Genomic DNA, 17,159 nt, shown 5'->3' on the forward strand with positions numbered 1-17,159 from the left:
CCTCCCCTTTTCCTATAGGCGACCTGCCGTTTTGAGGGCCAGGTAGGCGTCGGCAAGAGCCGGCGCCAGTTCGTCGGGGGTCGCGTCGACGACCGTGACGCCGTGTCGGCGGAGTTGTTCGGCGGTGCGATGGCGTTCGGACTGGGCCTGGGCTGCCGCGGCGGCCTCGTAGAGAGCCTGGGTGTTGCCGCGAGACGTTGCCATGCGGGCGATCTGGGGATCTGCCACTGAGGCGACCAGAACCGTGTGGCGTTGGGTGAGCTGCGGGAGTACCGGCAGCAGACCTTCTTCGACCGGGGCCGTGTCGAGAGTGGTCAGGAGCACGATGAGCGAGCGACGCGGTGCTGTGCGCAGTACCGTCGCAGTGAGGCCCCGTGCGTCCGTTTCGACCAGCTCGGGTTCCAGTGTGGCCATGGCGTTGACCAGGGAGGGAAGGACATCGCCCGCTGTTCTGCCCTGGACGAGGGCGCGGACCCTGCGGTCGTAGGCGAGCAGGTCGACGCGGTCGCCGGCGCGGGACGCGAGGACCGCCAGGAGCAGGGCCGCGTCCATGGCGGCGTCGAGGCGGGGGGCGTCGCCGACGCGGCCGGCTGAGGTCCGGCCGGTGTCGAGGACCAGCAGGATGTGCCTGTCACGCTCGGGGCGCCAGGTGCGTACGGCGACCGTGGTCTGTCGGGCGGTGGCGCGCCAGTCGATGGAGCGGGTGTCGTCGCCGGGGACGTATTCGCGGAGACTGTCGAATTCCGTGCCCTCGCCGCGCTGCAGAACGCTGGTCCGGCCGTCGAGTTCGCGGAGCCGGGCCAGTTTCGACGGCAGGTGCTTTCGGCTGGTGAAGGGGGGAAGCACGCGTACCGTCCAGGGGACTTTGTGGGTGCCCTGGCGGGAGGAGAGGCCGAGGGGGCCGTACGAGCGGATGGTCACGCGGTCGGCTTGACGGTCGCCGCGGCGGGTGGGGCGCAGTCGCGTGGTGGCGCGGCGGCGTTCGCCGGCGGGCACTGTCAGCCGGTGGCGGGAGGCCACGATCTCGGTGCCGGGCTGCCAGCTGCTGGGGGGCCAGGCGTCACGGAGCTGGGCGCGGAGAGGCCGGCGGGACGGGTTGGTGACGGTGAGGGTGACGTCCGCTGTGTCGCCCAGGCGCGCGGAGGTGTCGCCGGAGCGGGTCAGGCCCAGGCGTCGTACCGGCGCCGCCAGGGCGTAGTCGCAGGCACAGGCGACGGCCAGGGGAGCGTTCACGGCGAGAATGCCCGTCCAGCTGGGTTCCCAGAGTCCGACGGGGAGTGAGCCGAGGGCCGCGAGGAGGGCGGCGCGTCCGGTGAAGGCCATCAGCGGGGGACGGGGACGTGGGCGAGGATCGCGTTGATGACGGAGTCGGCTGTCACGCCTTCCATCTCGGCTTCCGGGCGGAGCTGGACGCGGTGCCGGAGCGTGGGGAGAGCAAGGGCTTTCACGTCGTCCGGGATGACGTAGTCACGGCCGGTCAGCCAGGCCCAGGCGCGGGACGTGGCGAGCAGGGCGGTGGCGCCTCGCGGTGACACGCCGAGTGTGAGGGACGGTGATTCGCGGGTCGCCCGGCAGATGTCGACGACGTAGGCCGTGATCTCCGGGGAGACGGTGGTCTTGGCCACGGCCGCTCGGGCGGCGTCCAGGACTGCGGGGCCCGCCACCGGACGTACGCCGGCCGCGCGGAGGTCGCGTGGGTTGAAGCCCTCCGCGTGGCGTGTGACGACGTCGATCTCGTCCTGGCGGGAGGGCAGCGGGATGGTGAGTTTGAGGAGGAAGCGGTCCAGCTGGGCCTCGGGGAGGGGGTACGTGCCCTCGTACTCGACCGGGTTCTGGGTCGCGGCGACCAGGAACGGCTCCGGGAGCGGGCGCGGTGTGCCGTCGACCGTGACCTGGCGTTCCTCCATCGCTTCCAGGAGCGATGACTGGGTTTTGGGCGGCGTGCGGTTGATCTCGTCAGCGAGGAGGAGGTTGGTGAAGACGGGGCCGGGCTGGAAGGAGAACTCGGCGGTGCGCGTGTCGTAGACGAGGGAGCCGGTCACGTCGCTCGGCATGAGGTCCGGGGTGAACTGGACGCGCTTGGTGTCGACGTCCAGCGCGGAGGCGAGCGTACGGACGAGCAGGGTCTTGGCGACTCCCGGTACCCCTTCGAGCAGTACGTGTCCGCGGCACAGGAGGGCGACGACGAGGCCGGTGACGGCGGGGTCCTGGCCGACCACGGCCTTGGCGATCTCGGCGCGCAGGGACTCCAGGGCGGCTCGGGCCTGGCCCGGGTCGCCGGTCTGCCCGGCGTTGTCAGTGGTCGGGTCCATCATGGACGGCGTACCTCTCTTTCGAGGGCGTCGAGTTGGTCGGCGAGGGTGATGAGGGCTGCGTCGTCGCCGGGCGGGGTGCCGAAGAGCAGGGAGTGCAGGGACCGGCCGTCGCCGTGGAGGTGGGCTGACAGGGCCGGGAGCAGGGCTTCGGGCGTGTGCGCCTGGGCGACGGGGACGCCTACGAGGGGGGCGAGGCGGGTGCGGGTGGTGGAGCGCAGAGCGGCGGCCGCGCGGTCGCGGGCGTTGGCCGTTCGGTAGAGGCGGGCGCGGCCTTCGACGGTTTCGGAGGCGCGGATCGCCACGGGGAGCTTTTCGGGCACCAGGGGGCCGAGTCGGCGTGCCCGCCACAGGGCGGCGAGGACCGCGGCGACGAACAGTTGGAGCGTGCCCCAGAGCCAGCCCGAGGGGAGCAGGTCGATCAGGGTGCGTTCTTCGCCCTGTTCGGCGGCTGAGGCGTCGGAGAGTGAGGGGAGGTACCAGACCAGATGGGGGCGGGAGCCGAGGAGTTGGAGGGCGAGCGAGGCGTTGCCCTGCTCGTCGAGGCGGTCGTTGTAGAGGATGTCGGGCGCGCCGAGTACGACGGTGTCCCCGCCGGATGTCTCCGGGACGCGGATCAGGGTGGCCAGGCGCTCGCTGGTGTAGCACTGGTCGGCGTCGAGGTGGGTGGTGGTGTAGCGGAGGCCGCCGGTGTCGGCGGTGCCCGCGCGTTGCGCGGCGGGGAAGGCGCAGTCGGGCGCCAGTGCCGATCTGAGGCTGATGGCCGGGTCGGCGGTGACGCCCGGGGCGAGTTGTTCGACGGAGGAACTGCCGGCGGCGACGAGGACGGTGCGGCCTCCGGAGGCTGCGGTCGTGTCGCGCAGGCCGGACTGTTGACGGTCGGTCAGCAGGTCGGGGACGGCGACCAGCAGGGTGGTGTCCGGGTCGGCCGCAGCGCGTGCCTCGTCCAGAGTTGTGACCACGCGCGTGGTGACGCCCCGCTCGGTGAGGAGCTCCGCGACGGCGCGGCTGCCCTGGGCCTCGGCGGAGCGCGGGTCGAGGCTGCCGCGCTGGGCGTCGGAGCGGATGAGGGCGACGGCGACGGCCCCGGCCAGGAGGAGTACGAGCGCCAGCGCGATCCCTCGTGTGCGGGTCCACACCTGGCGGGGGGTGGGCGAGACCGAGGTGGACGGGAGCATGGCCTCGGCGGTCATCCGGCGGCTCCGCGGCGGGTGTCGTGGTCGGCGCTGTGGGCGTTGCTGCTGGTGAGCTGGGGCTTCGTGCGTTCCAGGTCGCGGTCGAGGTCCGCGGTGCGCCGGTACGACTGCTCGGTTGCCGCGAGTCCACCGTATGTGACGTCGTCGAAGTCCCGGGAGGCGGCGCGGAGCCGGTCCGTGTGGGCGGGCAGGGCCCGGCCCGCCTCGGCGGCCGCCTCGTCCGCGGTGCGGCCCGGCCGGGGATCGAGGAGTGCGCGTTCCTCCAGGGACCGGACGATGGCCCGCATGCGTTCCTGGACGGCCTGGTTCCAGTGGTGCTGGGCGGCGTGGGCCTCGGCGGCGGCGCGGTGTTCGGCGGCGCTGCGGGGGCGGTCGTCGAACAGTGCGGGGGCGGAGACCGGCTCGCGGCGCGGGGTGCCCAGACGCCACCACAGCGCGGCCAGCACCGCGACGACGGCGAGGATGACGACGACGAGGCCGAGCAGGCCCCCGGGGGTGGCGGCGGAGGCGGCGCTGAAGAGGTCGTCGACCCAGCCCCAGAAGGCGTCGAGAGCGCGTTGGAAGAGGCCGGGGTCGTCCTCGTGGTACAGCCGTTTGGACAGCTCGCGGCGGGCCGCTTCCCGCGCGGGGTCGCGCGGGATCGTCAACGGCGGCTCGTCATTCGACGCGGCCCACACAGGCGCGGACGCACCGCCGCGCTGTGACGGACGTACGGCCAGGTCACCGGCGCGGAGCCAGGCGCGTACGGCCGCGTCGGTGGCGCGCGGCGCGGCTGTGAGGACGTCCCCCGCCAGGCTCACCGCATCAGCTCCCGGGCGTGGTGTCGGCCGCGCCGGAACCGTAGTCCTGGACGCCGGCGGCGCGGGCGAGGTCCAGGTCGAGGGCCTCGCGGCGGATGCGCTGGTCGATGTAGAGGAGCACGGTCACGCCCGCCGTGATCGGGAACGTGATCATGGAGCCGATCACCGAGCCGATCCCGCTGATGATGAGGAACGTCCAGCCGATGTGACCGGTGCCCTCCATGACGCTGCCGATGCCGTCGCCGCTGAGCGCGGCCGCGAGGAAGGTGAAGGGGATGACGACGATCGCCGCGACGATGTTCGCGATGATCACGGCGAGCAGTTGGATGCCGAAGACGCGCCACCAGGAACCGCGCACGAGCTTCGCCGAGCGGCTCATGGCCTTCACGATGCCCTGCTTCTCCAGCATGAGAGCGGGGGATGCCAGGGAGAAGCGGACCCCCAGCCACACGGCGACGATGCTGGTGCACAGGACGCCGAGGACGACGAGTCCCGCGCCGGCCGTGCTGTCCCCGGTCGCTGCCACGATGATGCCGGGGACGGCACCGGCGACGGCGACACCGACGGTGATGAGCAGCAGCAGGAGGATCAGGCCGAACAGCTTGATCACCCGCGGGCGGGCGTCGCTCCAGGCCTCCGCCGTGGTCACGGGCTTGCCGAGGACGGCTCGGCTGGTGACGGTGGTCAGCAGCGCGGTCGCCGCGACGGTGCCGATCAGGGAGATCAGGAAGACGACGCCGGAGCCGAGCAGGGCGTCGCCCAGGGCGCGGGTGAGTTCGTCGAGGGAGGCGCTCGGGTCGTTGAGGGCCGCGGTGCTGGTCCTGTCGTTCAGGACGAAGCCCTGGAGCAGGATGACGACGATCTCCGTGAGGACCGCGACGGTCAGGGAGATGCCGAGCACCGTGCGCCAGTAGGTGCGCATCGTGGAGACGGCGCCGTCGAGGATCTCGCCGACGCCGAGCGGGCGCAGTGGGATGACGCCGGGCTTGGCCGCGGGCGGGGGACCGCCCCACTGGCCGGCGCCCCAGCCGCCGTATCCGCCGGGGGGTCGTCCGCCGCCGTATCCGCCGGGGGGCCGGCCGCCCCAGCCGGGGCCGGGCGGAGACGGCGGAGGTGCCTGACCCGCGTCCTGCGTGCCGCCGGGAGCGGACCACTGCGCGGGTGGCGGCTGTTCCTTGGACCACTTCGTGCCGGGTTCCGGCGACTGCGGGCCGGGCCGGTCCGCGGGCTGCTCCGGGTTCGGTTGGTCGCGCTGCTCGGCAGGACCGGACGTGCCGGGTTCCTGCCCGTCGGACGGGGCGGATCCGGGCGAGGCCCAGCCCGGCGTGTCTTTCATCATCGCTCCTTCACGGTGCCCGTCCGCTGTCGCGGGGGCGGGTTGGCAGACATCGTGCCATGGGGTGCCGGCCCGGGGTCCGGGCACGGTATGGGCTGCACACCTTCAATTGTCCGCCGTACAACGGGCAGACTGACCGCATGGCTGATCAGTACGCGCAATCCGGCGAGGACAAGCCGTCGACGGGGATACCCGTCATCCGTTGGGAGGAGCCGCCCGAGGGTCCGGTGGTGGTTCTCCTCGACCAGACGAGACTGCCGGCCGAGGAGGTCGAGCTGGTCTGCACGGACGCACCCGCGCTGGTGGACGCGATCCGTACGCTCGCCGTGCGCGGTGCGCCGCTGCTCGGCATCGCGGGAGCGTACGGCGTCGCGCTCGCCGCCGCGCGCGGGTTCGACGTGGAGGAGGCCGCGGTGGCGCTGGCGGGTGCCCGCCCCACGGCGGTGAACCTGTCCGTCGGCGTGCGCCGAGCCGCCTCCGCTCACCGGGCCGCCCTTGCGGGAGGTGCCGGTGCCGAGTCCGCGGCGAAGGCGGCGCTGGCGGCGGCGCGGCAGTTGCACCGGGAGGACGCCGAGGCGAGCGGGCGGATGGCCGCGCACGGACTGGCGCTGCTGGACGAGCTGCTGCCCGGCGGCGGACACCGGATCCTCACGCACTGCAACACCGGTTCGCTGGTGTCGGGCGGCGCCGGGACGGCGTTCGCCGTGGCGCTCGCCGCGCACCGTCAGGGCCGGCTCCGGCGGCTGTGGGTGGACGAGACGCGTCCGCTGCTCCAGGGGGCCCGGCTCACGGCGTACGAGGCGGCGCGCAGTGGCATGGCGTACACGCTGCTCACGGACAACGCGGCGGGTTCGCTGTTCGCGGCCGGCGAGGTGGACGCGGTGCTGATCGGGGCGGATCGCATCGCGGCGGACGGTTCGGTGGCGAACAAGGTGGGGAGCTATCCGCTCGCGGTGCTCGCCCGGTACCACCACGTGCCCTTCATCGTGGTGGCGCCGGTGACGACGGTGGATCCGGACACGCCGGACGGGGCGTCCATCGAGGTCGAGCAGCGCCCCGGGTACGAGGTGACCGAGGTCGCCGCCCCCAATGTCCCGGTGACGGGAGCGGGTGGTGGGGTGCCGGTGGCGCCGTTGGGGACGCAGGCGTACAACCCGGCGTTCGACGTGACGCCGCCGGAGTTGGTGACGGCGATCGTGACCGAGGAGGGTGCCGTGTCGCCGGTGACGGCTGAGGCTCTGGCCGAGATGTGCGCCAGGTCGCCCCAAGCGACGATCGACTGACGGACGGTGGCTCCTCGGGGCCCGCCGGCGCGTCCCGGGCCGGTGTTCCGCGAGCGGAAAGAGGCCCGGGATGCGCCGCTGAAACCGGTGGCGGGGGGCGAGGGCAGACAGTAGTGACCTGGTACGACTATCGTCACGGGCCAGTGACCTCGCTCACCAGCGCCCCGGTCACTGTTACGAGAATGGGATGATGTCGTTTATGAAGGGACGAGTCCTTGTCGTCGACGACGACACCGCACTGGCCGAGATGCTCGGCATCGTGCTGCGTGGTGAAGGTTTTGAGCCGTCTTTCGTAGCCGACGGCGACAAGGCGCTGGCCGCTTTCCGGGAGGCCAAGCCCGACTTGGTGCTGCTCGATCTGATGCTGCCCGGTCGGGACGGAATCGAGGTGTGCCGTCTGATCAGGGCGGAGTCCGGAGTGCCGATCGTGATGCTCACGGCCAAGAGCGACACCGTCGATGTGGTCGTGGGCCTGGAGTCGGGCGCGGACGACTACATCGTGAAGCCGTTCAAGCCCAAGGAGCTCGTGGCCCGGATCCGGGCCCGGCTGCGCAGGTCGGAGGAGCCGGCACCGGAGCAGCTCGCCATCGGTGACCTGCTCATCGACGTGGCCGGGCACTCCGTGAAGCGCGACGGGCAGTCCATCGCGCTGACGCCGCTGGAGTTCGATCTGCTCGTCGCGCTGGCCCGCAAGCCGTGGCAGGTCTTCACCCGCGAGGTGCTCCTGGAGCAGGTGTGGGGCTACCGGCACGCGGCGGACACGCGGCTGGTCAACGTCCATGTGCAGCGGCTGCGCTCCAAGGTCGAGAAGGACCCGGAGCGGCCGGAGATCGTGGTGACCGTCCGTGGCGTCGGTTACAAGGCGGGGCCGAGCTGACATGTCGGGTGACAGTGCCGCTTCGGCGCCCGGTCGGTCAGGGGGCGGTGCGGGGCGGCCTGTCGGCCCGAAGGCGGCGGGCTCACGCTGGGGACGTTTCCTGGAGAGCGGGCTGCTCGAGGGCGGCGTCCAGGGCAGCCCGGTGCTCCGTCTGTTCATGCGGTGGGTGCGCCGTCCGCTGCTGCCCGTCATGCGGCTGTGGCGGCGCAACATCCAGCTCAAGGTCGTCGTCACGACCCTGCTGATGTCGCTGGGCGTCGTCCTGCTGCTCGGTTTCGTCGTCATCGGGCAGGTGCGCAACGGTCTGCTGGACGCCAAGGTGAAGGCGTCGCAGAGCCAGGCCACCGGCGGATTCGCCGTGGCCAAGCAGCGTGCCGACGAGGCGGCGACCGGCAACGGAGCGGCGACGGTCGACGGCCGGCCCTCCCAGAACGTCATCCAGTGGATGAGCGATCTCGTCTCCTCGCTCTCCAGCGGTGGCCAGGGCGCCTTCGACGTCGTCACGCTCCCGGCCGGCGACGACAGTGCCGGTGGGCGCGGACCGCGGGCCTCCGGCGGGGTCGACCCCAACGAGAGCGTGCCGCAGGAGCTGCGCGCGGAGGTGACCAGCAGTGCGGCGGCGGCGCAGAGCTACACCCGCATCATCTACAGCGGTGAGAAGAAGGACTCCCAGCCGGCGCTCGTGATCGGCAAGGAGATCGACGACCCGAACGGCGACCCGTACCAGCTCTACTACTTCTTCCCGCTGACCCAGGAGGAGAAGTCCCTGAGCCTGGTCAAGGGGACGCTCGCGACGGCCGGCCTGTTCGTCGTCGTACTCCTCGGGGCCATCGCCTGGCTGGTGGTGCGGCAGGTCGTCACGCCGGTGCGGATGGCGGCCGGTATCGCCGAGCGGCTGTCCGCCGGGCGGCTCCAGGAACGGATGAAGGTCACCGGCGAGGACGACATCGCGCGGCTCGGCGAGGCCTTCAACAAGATGGCGCAGAGCCTTCAGCTGAAGATCCAGCAGCTGGAGGACCTCTCGCGGATGCAGCGCCGGTTCGTCTCGGACGTGTCCCACGAGCTGCGTACGCCCCTGACGACCGTGCGGATGGCCGCCGACGTGATCCACGAGGCGCGGGTCGACTTCGACCCGGTGACCGCCCGTTCGGCGGAACTGCTCGCCGACCAGCTGGACCGGTTCGAGTCACTGCTGTCGGACCTGCTGGAGATCAGCCGTTTCGACGCGGGGGCGGCGGCGCTGGAGGCGGACGCCATAGACCTCAGGGAGGTCGTGCGGCGCGTGGTCAGCGGTGCCGAGCCGCTCGCCGAGCGCAAGGGCACGCAGATACGGATCATGGGTGACCAGCAGCCCGTCGTCGCCGAGGCCGATGCCCGGCGCGTGGAGCGGGTGCTGCGCAACCTCGTGGTGAACGCCGTGGAGCACGGCGAGGGCAAGGACGTCGTCGTCAAGCTCGCCTCGGCCGGCGGAGCGGTCGCGGTCGCGGTGCGCGACTACGGCGTGGGACTCAAGCCGGGCGAGGCGACCCGGGTCTTCAACCGCTTCTGGCGCGCCGACCCGGCACGCGCGCGTACGACCGGCGGTACGGGCCTCGGACTGTCGATCGCCTTGGAGGACGCCCGACTGCACGGCGGCTGGTTGCAGGCGTGGGGCGAGCCGGGCGGCGGATCGCAGTTCCGGCTGACGCTGCCGCGGACCGCGGACGAGCCGCTGCGCGGGTCGCCGATACCCCTGGAGCCCAAGGACTCGCGGCGCAACCGCGGGCTCAACGACGCCGGTCTGCCGCGCGGCGGCACGGAGAAGACCGCCACGGTGCCGGCCCAGCCGACGGGCAGCGGCCCGATGCCGCAGCGGGACCCGATCCCGCCCCGGGTGGCGGTCGTCGCCCCCACGGCGGATCCGACCGCGCTGCCGGGCAACGGCGCGCGCGTGGTGCCGCGCCCGGCGGGCGGCGGCATACGACGGCAGGACGACCGGCCCACCGCGGAGGCGGCGAGCGGCGCGGCCCTGAACCGCCCGGTGACGAATCGCCCGGTGACGGCCGGGCCCGACGAAGCGAATGAGCAAGGGGAGGCGTTTCGTGGTCGCTGACCGCGAGGGGGGCGCCCGGCGCAAGCCGGCGCGCGCGGTGGCGGTGTACGTCGCCGGAGGTGCCGTACTGCTGACGGGCTGCGCCTCGATGCCCGACAACGGGGACCTGCGCGGCGTGGAGTCGACCCCGCGTCAGGACACCCAGGTGCGGGTGTTCGCGATGCCGCCTCGGGAGGACGCTCAGCCCTCGGAGATCGTGCAGGGTTTTCTTGAGGCGCTGACCAGCGACGATCCGCAGTATGCGACGGCGAAGCAGTATCTGACCGGACAGGCCGCGAAGACGTGGCGACCTGAGCTGTCCACGATGGTGCTCGCGGACGGACCCGCCACCGAGGCCGACCCCGCGGGAGTCCGCGAGGACAGCGTCAACTTCTCGTTTACGCTCACCGGCGCGAAGGTGGCCGTGGTGGACGCGGAGCAGTCGTACGCGCCGGCGCAGGGCTCGTACAGCCGTCAGGTGCGTCTCGTGCGCGACCGCAAGAGCGGGCAGTGGCGCATCAACGGCCTGCCGCAGGGCGTCGTCATGGGGAAGTCGGACTTCCAGCGCAACTACACGTCCGTCAACAAGTACTACTTCGCCTCGAACTCCGCCGTGGGGACGGCCTCGCAGACGGCCGCCGTCGCCGATCCGGTGTACGTGCGACGGCGCGTGGACCCGATGACGCAGATGGTGCGCTCCCTTCTCAACGGGCCCACGAGCTGGCTGGGTCCCGTCGTCAGGTCGAGCTTCCCCAGCGGTACAGCGCTGCGGAAGGGGGCCGGTCCGCTGACGCCCGACGACCAGAACAAGCTGACGGTGCCGTTGAACGGGAAGGCGACCCAGGTCGGGCGGGCCAAGTGCAACGAGATGGCGGCGCAGTTGCTGTTCACCCTTCAGGGCCTGACACCCGCGGTGGACGAGGTCGAAGTACAGGCGGGCGGCGAGCAGTTGTGCGAGCTCGACGAGGACGGGGCGGCGGCCGTCGCCGCGCGCGGTTCGGCCAAGCACCCCGAGTTCCTGTACTTCATCGACGGTGAGCACCGGCTGGTGCGGATCCCGCCGGGCGGCAGCAGAAGCACGAACGCCGATGCGGTACCGGGAGAACTGGGCGGCGGCGAGCGGGCGTTGCGGTCGGCGGCGGTGTCGCGCGACGAGCACACCGGGGCCGGGGTCGCCCTCGACGGCAAGACGCTGTACGTGGGTTCGCTCGTGTCGGGCAGTTCACTCGGTGAACCGGTGGTCCGCAGTGCCGGCAAGACCGAGGACGAACGGCTGACCACGCCGAGCTGGGACGCGCGGGGCGACCTGTGGGTGGCCGACCGCGACCCCGAGCATCCTCGGCTGCTCGTGCTCCGGGAGGGCAAGGGCGAGCCGATGGAGGTACAGGTTCCGGGGCTCGACGGGCAGATCAGGTCCGTGCGGGTGGCGGCCGACGGCGTGCGGATCGCGCTGGTCGTGGAGAACGACGACAAGCAGTCCCTGCTGGTCGGGCGGATCGAGCGCACCACCAAGGACGTGCCGGGCGGGAAGCCCGGTCCGGGGTCGGGCGTCTCGGTCTTCGAACTGAGGCCCGCCGCACCGGCGTTGGAGGAGGTCACCACCATGTCGTGGGCCGGTGACGGACGGCTCGTGGTGGTCGGGCGGGAAGAGGGCGGCGTGCAGCAGATGAAGTACGTCCAGGTCGACGGCTCCACGCCGGAGGGGCCCGCGCCCGACGCGCTGACCGGTGTGAAGGAGATCGCCGCCGCCGAGGACGGACGGCTGCCGCTGGTCGCCTACTCGGAGGACGGCATCGTGCGCCTGCCCGACGGGGCGCAGTGGCAGACGGTGGTCAAGGACGGGTCCGCGCCGGTCTATCCGGGGTGAGTTCGGTTCGGGTGGGGTGTGGGCGGCGCGCCGTGGGATTTCGGCGGGGTGCCGGGTCGTTGTTCGTCTGAGGGTGTCCACAGCTTGTGTGGGGTCGACCGGCGGGCGGCGCGTGTCAGCCGGCTGCCGCGCCTTGCGGGTTTGTGGGGTGCCGCGTGGCGGGTGACAGGGTCCGCTCCGCCGTGCGCTCTGGCGCAGGTGTCCGCCGTGCGCCGCTGCGCGGGTGTCCGTTGTGCGGCGTGACGGTGGGGTTCGACCGCGTGCAGTGAACGCGGGGTTCTGCCACGAGCAGTGAGGCGGGATTCGACAGCGGGCCGCGACGCGGGTTTCGACCGCGCGCAGCGAGGCCGGTTCCCCAGCGCGCCCAGTCGAATGCCGAAACCGCCGTTTCCGCTGCTGGCGGTGTGCCTCCGAGTTGTCCACAGGAGTTTTCCACAGGGGTGGTGGGCCGGCGCGGGCGTTGGCACAGTGGTGGGCATGCGGGGGTGGTGGCAGGACCTCACCGACCTGGTGCTGCCGGGCGAGTGCGGAGGCTGCGGACGGACTCGCACGGTGCTCTGCCCGGAGTGCCGTGCGGCCCTGACCGGGGCCGTGCCGTGCCGGGTGCGACCGGTGCCGGAGCCGCCGGGTCTGCCGGTCGTGCACGCCGCGGCACGGTATGCGGACGAGGTACGGGCGGTGCTCCTCGCCCACAAGGAGCGGGGCGCGTTGGCGCTCGCGGGGCCGCTCGGCGTGGCTTTGGCGGAAGCCGTGCGCACGGGGCTGCGGGAGTGCCGCACGACGGTCGGCGGCGCGGTGCCGGGGCGGACGTCGGCCGTCGCACCGGCCGGGGTGCGGCCCGGGTGTCCGAGCGGCCCGGTGCTGCTCGTTCCCGTGCCGTCCGGGCGGGCCGCGGTGCGGGCGCGGGGGCACGATCCGGCGCGTCGGATCGCGCTCGCGGCGTCCGCGGAGTTGCGGCGGACGGGGACGCCGGCGCGGGTGCTCGCCGTGCTGCGGCAACGGCGGGCCGTCGCCGACCAGTCGGGGCTCACCTCCCGGCAGCGGCTGGAGAATCTAGCCGGTGCCCTGCACGTTCCGGGCGGCGGTGCGGGCCTGCTGGCCGGAGGTCCGGTGGTGCTGGTGGACGACCTGATGACGACAGGGGCGTCCCTGACCGAGGCGGCGCGAGCGGTGCGGGCAGCCGTGGACGGGGGCCCGGGCGCCGGGCTGAGCAGGCGGGAGGTGCGTGGCGGCGCGATACCTGCCGTGTCCCGAGGAGATTCGGGGACGGCCGTGTATGACAGGAGCTATCGGGAAAGGAGTGGGGAACGGACGACGGGATCAATCGAAGGGGACGTGTACAGGGTGCGGACCACGCCGGGAATGGTGACGGCGAACGATGTCGGTGACCCGATCTGCGCGGCTGTGGTCGCTGCAACGTTGGATTCTTTCGAAATCAACCGGAACTGACTGCGAACTTGCATCGTTGCAGGTAGTGAGTGGGCAAATTCACCGGAACGGAGGTACGTCGCAGTAGAGGGTGACGACATCCGTCCGGGCGAGATATGTTCGGTTGTGAGGGAAAGCCGCAGGCCACACCTCACTTATCCGAATGCCGTGCTGTGGATATTCCGTAATCGTCCAGGCCCGGCTGGGTGGAGATCTTGCCCACGGGGGAGGAGGAGGTGGACGTCACCGAGTCCGAGGTTCCGGGGCTTCCCGGGACCTGGTGCACAAGGGAGATGCTCCGCCACTGGAGCGGAGCGATCCGGGAACGGAGTTCTGCGTGGACATCGTCGTCAAGGGCCGCAAGACCGAGGTGCCCGAGCGGTTCCGCAAGCACGTGGCCGAGAAGCTGAAGCTGGACAAGATCCAGAAGCTCGATGGCAAGGTGATCAGCCTCGACGTCGAGGTGTCCAAGGAGCCGAACCCCCGACAGGCCGACCGCAGCGACCGAGTGGAGATCACGCTCCGCTCCCGCGGTCCGGTGATCCGGGCGGAGGCATCGGCCAGCGATCCGTACGTCGCACTCGACCTTGCGGCGGAGAAGCTGGATGCCCGGCTGCGCAGGCAGCACGACAAGCGTCACACGCGCCGGGGTGTACGCCGGCTCACGGCAGCCGAGGTCCCCGACCACGTTCCGGGGGCGGCAACGCTCAACGGCAACGGCAACACCTTCGAGGCGGACGAGCCGGGCGGTGTGCCCACCAAGAAGATCGGCTCGCTGGAAGTGCAGGGTGAAGGCCCTCTCGTCGTCCGCGAGAAGACCCACGTCGCCGCCCCCATGACCCTCGACCAGGCTCTCTACGAGATGGAGCTGGTGGGGCACGACTTCTATCTGTTCGTCGACTCCGAGACGAAGGACCCCAGTGTCGTCTACCGACGCCACGCATACGACTACGGCGTGATCCACCTCAGCACCGACACGATGATCACGCACGCGCCCTCCCCCGAGGCGGGCGGTCCGCTGGGCGGCTGACCACGCCGGACGACAGCTGAGCCGGTGCCCCTGGAGCGCGCGTGCGCCCCCAGGGGCACCCGTGTGCCACCACTTGGCCCACCGCTCGGTCACCCGAGTGCCGGTCGGGCATGAAATCATGGCGGCCACGGCCCAACCGGTGGGCCGTTGCCTTGGGTTGGCGATGGCACAGAACCACAGGCCACAGCCTTCAGGGGGAGGAACGATGGCGGACAGCTTCGGACCAATGCAGGACGGGGACGTCGACGGCGGCGTCGTCGGCATCGGCCCGGACGCGGGCACCCCACGCAAAGAACCGATCCGCGTTCTGGTCGTGGACGACCACGCCCTCTTCCGGCGCGGCCTGGAGATCGTCCTCGCGGCCGAGGAGGACATCCAGGTCATCGGCGAGGCGGGCGACGGCGCCGAGGCCGTGGAGAAGGCCGCGGACCTGCTGCCCGACATCGTTCTGATGGATGTGCGCATGCCCAAGCGGGGCGGGATCGAGGCGTGCACCTCCATCAAGGAAGTGGCACCCAGCGCCAAGATCATCATGCTGACCATCAGCGACGAGGAAGCCGATCTCTACGAAGCCATCAAGGCGGGCGCGACGGGCTATCTCCTCAAGGAGATCTCCACGGACGAGGTGGCCACGGCGATTCGCGCGGTGGCCGACGGGCAGTCACAGATCAGCCCCTCGATGGCGTCGAAACTGCTCACCGAGTTCAAATCGATGATCCAGCGGACGGACGAGCGCCGCCTGGTACCCGCGCCGCGGCTCACGGACCGCGAGCTGGAAGTGCTCAAACTCGTCGCCACGGGGATGAACAACCGGGACATCGCCAAGGAGTTGTTCATCTCCGAGAACACCGTGAAGAACCATGTGCGCAACATCCTGGAGAAGCTTCAGCTGCACTCCAGGATGGAAGCGGTGGTCTACGCGATGCGGGAGAAGATCCTCGAAATCCGGTGACGGACCCGTGTGACGGACCCGCGCCTCAGGTGAGGGCGCGGGCGAGTTCTCTCGTCAGCGGGGCGTGCAGCTCCGGGGGGTCCACCAGCTCCACGCGTGCGTTCGTGCAGTCCACCCAGCTCGCCGCCTCGATCAGGGCCTGGGCCACAGCGGGGACGACCTTCGGTCCCTCCAGGCCGACCTGCCTGGCCACGAGCGTGCGGCCTTCGCGGGCCGGATCGACCCGGCCGACGAGACGGCCGCCGGCCAGCACCGGCATCGCGAAGTAGCCGTGGACACGCTTCTGCTTCGGTACGTACGCCTCCAGGCGGTGGGTGAAGCCGAAGATGCGCTCCGTGCGCGCCCGCTCCCAGATCAGGGAGTCGAACGGGGACAGGAGCGTGGTGCGGTGGCGGCCGCGCGGGGGAGCCTCCAGGGCCGCGGGGTCCGCCCAGGCCGGCTTGCCCCAGCCCTCGACCGTGACCGGGACCAGACCCGAGTCGGCGATCACCGCGTCGACCTGCTCGCCCTTCAGCCGGTGGTAGTCGGCGATGTCCGCGCGGGTGCCGACGCCCAGCGACTGGCCGGCCAGACGGACCAGACGGCGCAGGCACTCGGCGTCGTCGAGCTCGTCGTGCAGCAGGTCGGCGGGGACGGCGCGCTCCGCGAGGTCGTAGAGGCGCTTCCAGCCGCGGCGCTCCACGCAGACCACCTCGCCGTACATCAGCGCGCGCTCGACCGCGACCTTCGCGCCCGACCAGTCCCACCACTCGCTGGTGCGCTTCGCCCCGCCCAGCTCCGTGGCAGTCAGGGGGCCCTCGGCGCGCAGCTGCTTGACCACCTGGTCGTAAACGCCGTCCGGGAGCTCGTGGTTCCAGTGCGGGCGGTCGCGGTAGGCGCGGCGGCGGAAGGCGAAGTGGGGCCACTCCTCGATGGGGAGGATGCAGGCGGCGTGGGACCAGTACTCGAAGGCGTGGGGCTGTGCGGGGGCCTCGCCGGGCGTCCCGGGCTTCCAGTAGGCCTCCTCGACCGTTCTTCGGCCGACGGCGCCGAGACGGGCGTACGGGATGAGCTCGTGGGAGCGGGCGAGGACGGAGATCGTGTCGAGCTGGACCGCGCCGAGGTGGCGCAGGACGCCGCGCACGCCTGCCCTGCGGTCGGGCGTGCCGAGGAGGCCCTGGGCCCGCAGCGCGATGCGGCGGGCGTCGTCTGCGGAGAGGTCCGTGGCGCGCGGGGTCGTCATGTCCTCGAACGATAGGGGGTGCCACTGACAACGCGGCGTGAACTGGGAAATCGTCCGCGACTACACCGGCTGCGGGCGGGCCGGAAGGTACGGAGCCGTCGACGGCAGGCCCAGGTCCGACGGGAGCAGCGAGCCGACCCAGCAGTCCCGGCGCACACCGTTGTTGTTGAGAGCGGCGCGCAGCGTGCCCTCGACGGTGTAGCCGACGCGTTCGGCGACCGCGCGGGAGGCGGCGTTGCCCACCTCGGCCCGCCATTCCAGCCGGTCGACCGCCTGGTGGACGAAGGCCCAGCGGGAGGCGGCCAGGGCGGCCTCGGTCATGTAGCCGTTGCCGCGGTGGTGTTCCGCCACCCAGAAGCCGATTTCGCCCACGCCGAGCGAGCGCATGGTGATGCCGAGCATGCCCGCCAGTTCGCCGTCGCCGAGGAAGACGCCGAAGGTGAACATCGACCCGGCCGCCCAGCCGTCGGGGACCAGCTGCTCGGTGAAGCTCTGAGCGTGCTCGTGCAGGTAGGGCGAGGGAATGGTGGTCCAGCGCTGGATGTCGGGGTCCTGGCACGCGGCGTACACGGCGTCCGTGTCGTCCGGGCCGACGGTGCGCAGCAGGAGGCGGGGTGTGGCGATCGTGGCGGGCTCCATCGGCCGATTCTGCTCGCCGGACCGTGCCCGACGCCACGTATTTCGCCGTGTGTGAGCAGGCGATCACGATTCGCACAATTCGTCGGCCGGACGCGGCACCATCCGGGACCCTCGGCCGTTGTCCCATGTGAAGGCAGATCCGAGCA

General features: G+C 71.7%; 14 protein-coding genes. 7 read left to right on the forward strand and 7 right to left on the reverse strand.

Annotated features, from left to right (window positions below; all coding sequences use genetic code 11):
- Window positions 1-12 precede the first annotated feature (12 nt).
- The 5 genes from DN051_RS23575 to DN051_RS23595 are packed head-to-tail and all read right to left on the reverse strand — an operon-like array spanning window position 13 to window position 5,644.
- Window positions 13-1,323: a DUF58 domain-containing protein gene (locus DN051_RS23575; protein ID WP_112439448.1), complete on the reverse strand. Its 1,311-nt coding sequence runs from the start codon at window positions 1,321-1,323 to the stop codon at window positions 13-15.
- Window positions 1,323-2,312 carry an AAA family ATPase gene (locus DN051_RS23580; protein WP_107094047.1) on the reverse strand — a complete coding sequence of 330 codons (990 nt, stop codon included), beginning with the start codon at window positions 2,310-2,312 and terminating at the stop codon, window positions 1,323-1,325. Before DN051_RS23580 ends, DN051_RS23575 begins: the two co-directional genes overlap by 1 nt.
- A complete protein-coding gene (locus DN051_RS23585) occupies window positions 2,312-3,505 on the reverse strand; it encodes a DUF4350 domain-containing protein (RefSeq protein WP_112439449.1) in 1,194 nt (397 codons plus the stop codon). The genes DN051_RS23580 and DN051_RS23585 overlap by 1 nt, the downstream gene beginning before the upstream one ends.
- The gene (locus tag DN051_RS23590; RefSeq protein ID WP_112439450.1) at window positions 3,502-4,308 is read right to left on the reverse strand and encodes a DUF4129 domain-containing protein; all 807 of its coding nucleotides are present in this window, start codon (window positions 4,306-4,308) and stop codon (window positions 3,502-3,504) included. The genes DN051_RS23585 and DN051_RS23590 overlap by 4 nt, the downstream gene beginning before the upstream one ends.
- A gap of 4 nt (window positions 4,309-4,312) precedes the next feature.
- Window positions 4,313-5,644, reverse strand: coding sequence for a DUF7847 domain-containing protein (locus DN051_RS23595; RefSeq protein WP_112439451.1), 1,332 nt, complete (start codon window positions 5,642-5,644; stop codon window positions 4,313-4,315).
- Between the two features lie 140 nt (window positions 5,645-5,784).
- Here DN051_RS23595 and mtnA point away from each other — a divergent pair, with 140 nt between their 5' ends.
- The 7 genes from mtnA to DN051_RS23630 all read left to right on the forward strand — a co-directional run bounded on the left by mtnA (window position 5,785) and on the right by DN051_RS23630 (window position 15,152).
- Complete coding sequence (gene mtnA / locus DN051_RS23600) at window positions 5,785-6,927, forward strand: S-methyl-5-thioribose-1-phosphate isomerase (protein ID WP_053761619.1); 1,143 nt, start codon at window positions 5,785-5,787, stop codon at window positions 6,925-6,927.
- A 187-nt stretch (window positions 6,928-7,114) separates the two neighbouring features.
- Window positions 7,115-7,804 (forward strand): two-component system response regulator MtrA, encoded by a 690-nt coding sequence (gene mtrA, locus DN051_RS23605; RefSeq protein WP_199314651.1) that lies wholly within the window; start codon window positions 7,115-7,117, stop codon window positions 7,802-7,804.
- A 1-nt stretch (window position 7,805) separates the two neighbouring features.
- Window positions 7,806-9,896 carry an MtrAB system histidine kinase MtrB gene (mtrB, locus tag DN051_RS23610; RefSeq protein ID WP_053761621.1) on the forward strand — a complete coding sequence of 697 codons (2,091 nt, stop codon included), beginning with the start codon at window positions 7,806-7,808 and terminating at the stop codon, window positions 9,894-9,896.
- A complete protein-coding gene (locus tag DN051_RS23615) occupies window positions 9,886-11,742 on the forward strand; it encodes an LpqB family beta-propeller domain-containing protein (protein ID WP_053761622.1) in 1,857 nt (618 codons plus the stop codon). The genes mtrB and DN051_RS23615 overlap by 11 nt, the downstream gene beginning before the upstream one ends.
- Before the next feature lie 477 nt (window positions 11,743-12,219).
- Window positions 12,220-13,191, forward strand: coding sequence for a ComF family protein (locus DN051_RS23620; protein ID WP_112439452.1), 972 nt, complete (start codon window positions 12,220-12,222; stop codon window positions 13,189-13,191).
- A gap of 316 nt (window positions 13,192-13,507) precedes the next feature.
- Window positions 13,508-14,200, forward strand: coding sequence for a ribosome hibernation-promoting factor, HPF/YfiA family (hpf, locus tag DN051_RS23625; protein ID WP_053761624.1), 693 nt, complete (start codon window positions 13,508-13,510; stop codon window positions 14,198-14,200).
- 205 nt (window positions 14,201-14,405) lie between these two features.
- Complete coding sequence (locus DN051_RS23630) at window positions 14,406-15,152, forward strand: response regulator (RefSeq protein ID WP_053761625.1); 747 nt, start codon at window positions 14,406-14,408, stop codon at window positions 15,150-15,152.
- A 25-nt stretch (window positions 15,153-15,177) separates the two neighbouring features.
- On the opposite strand, the gene DN051_RS23635 is transcribed toward DN051_RS23630, so the two are convergent.
- Window positions 15,178-16,374, reverse strand: coding sequence for a winged helix-turn-helix domain-containing protein (locus DN051_RS23635; protein WP_053761626.1), 1,197 nt, complete (start codon window positions 16,372-16,374; stop codon window positions 15,178-15,180).
- Between the two features lie 60 nt (window positions 16,375-16,434).
- Window positions 16,435-17,013: a GNAT family N-acetyltransferase gene (locus DN051_RS23640; protein ID WP_053761627.1), complete on the reverse strand. Its 579-nt coding sequence runs from the start codon at window positions 17,011-17,013 to the stop codon at window positions 16,435-16,437.
- Between the last annotated feature and the right edge of the window lie 146 nt (window positions 17,014-17,159).

It is taken from the genome of Streptomyces cadmiisoli, from assembly GCF_003261055.1.
Lineage (GTDB): Bacteria > Actinomycetota > Actinomycetes > Streptomycetales > Streptomycetaceae > Streptomyces > Streptomyces cadmiisoli.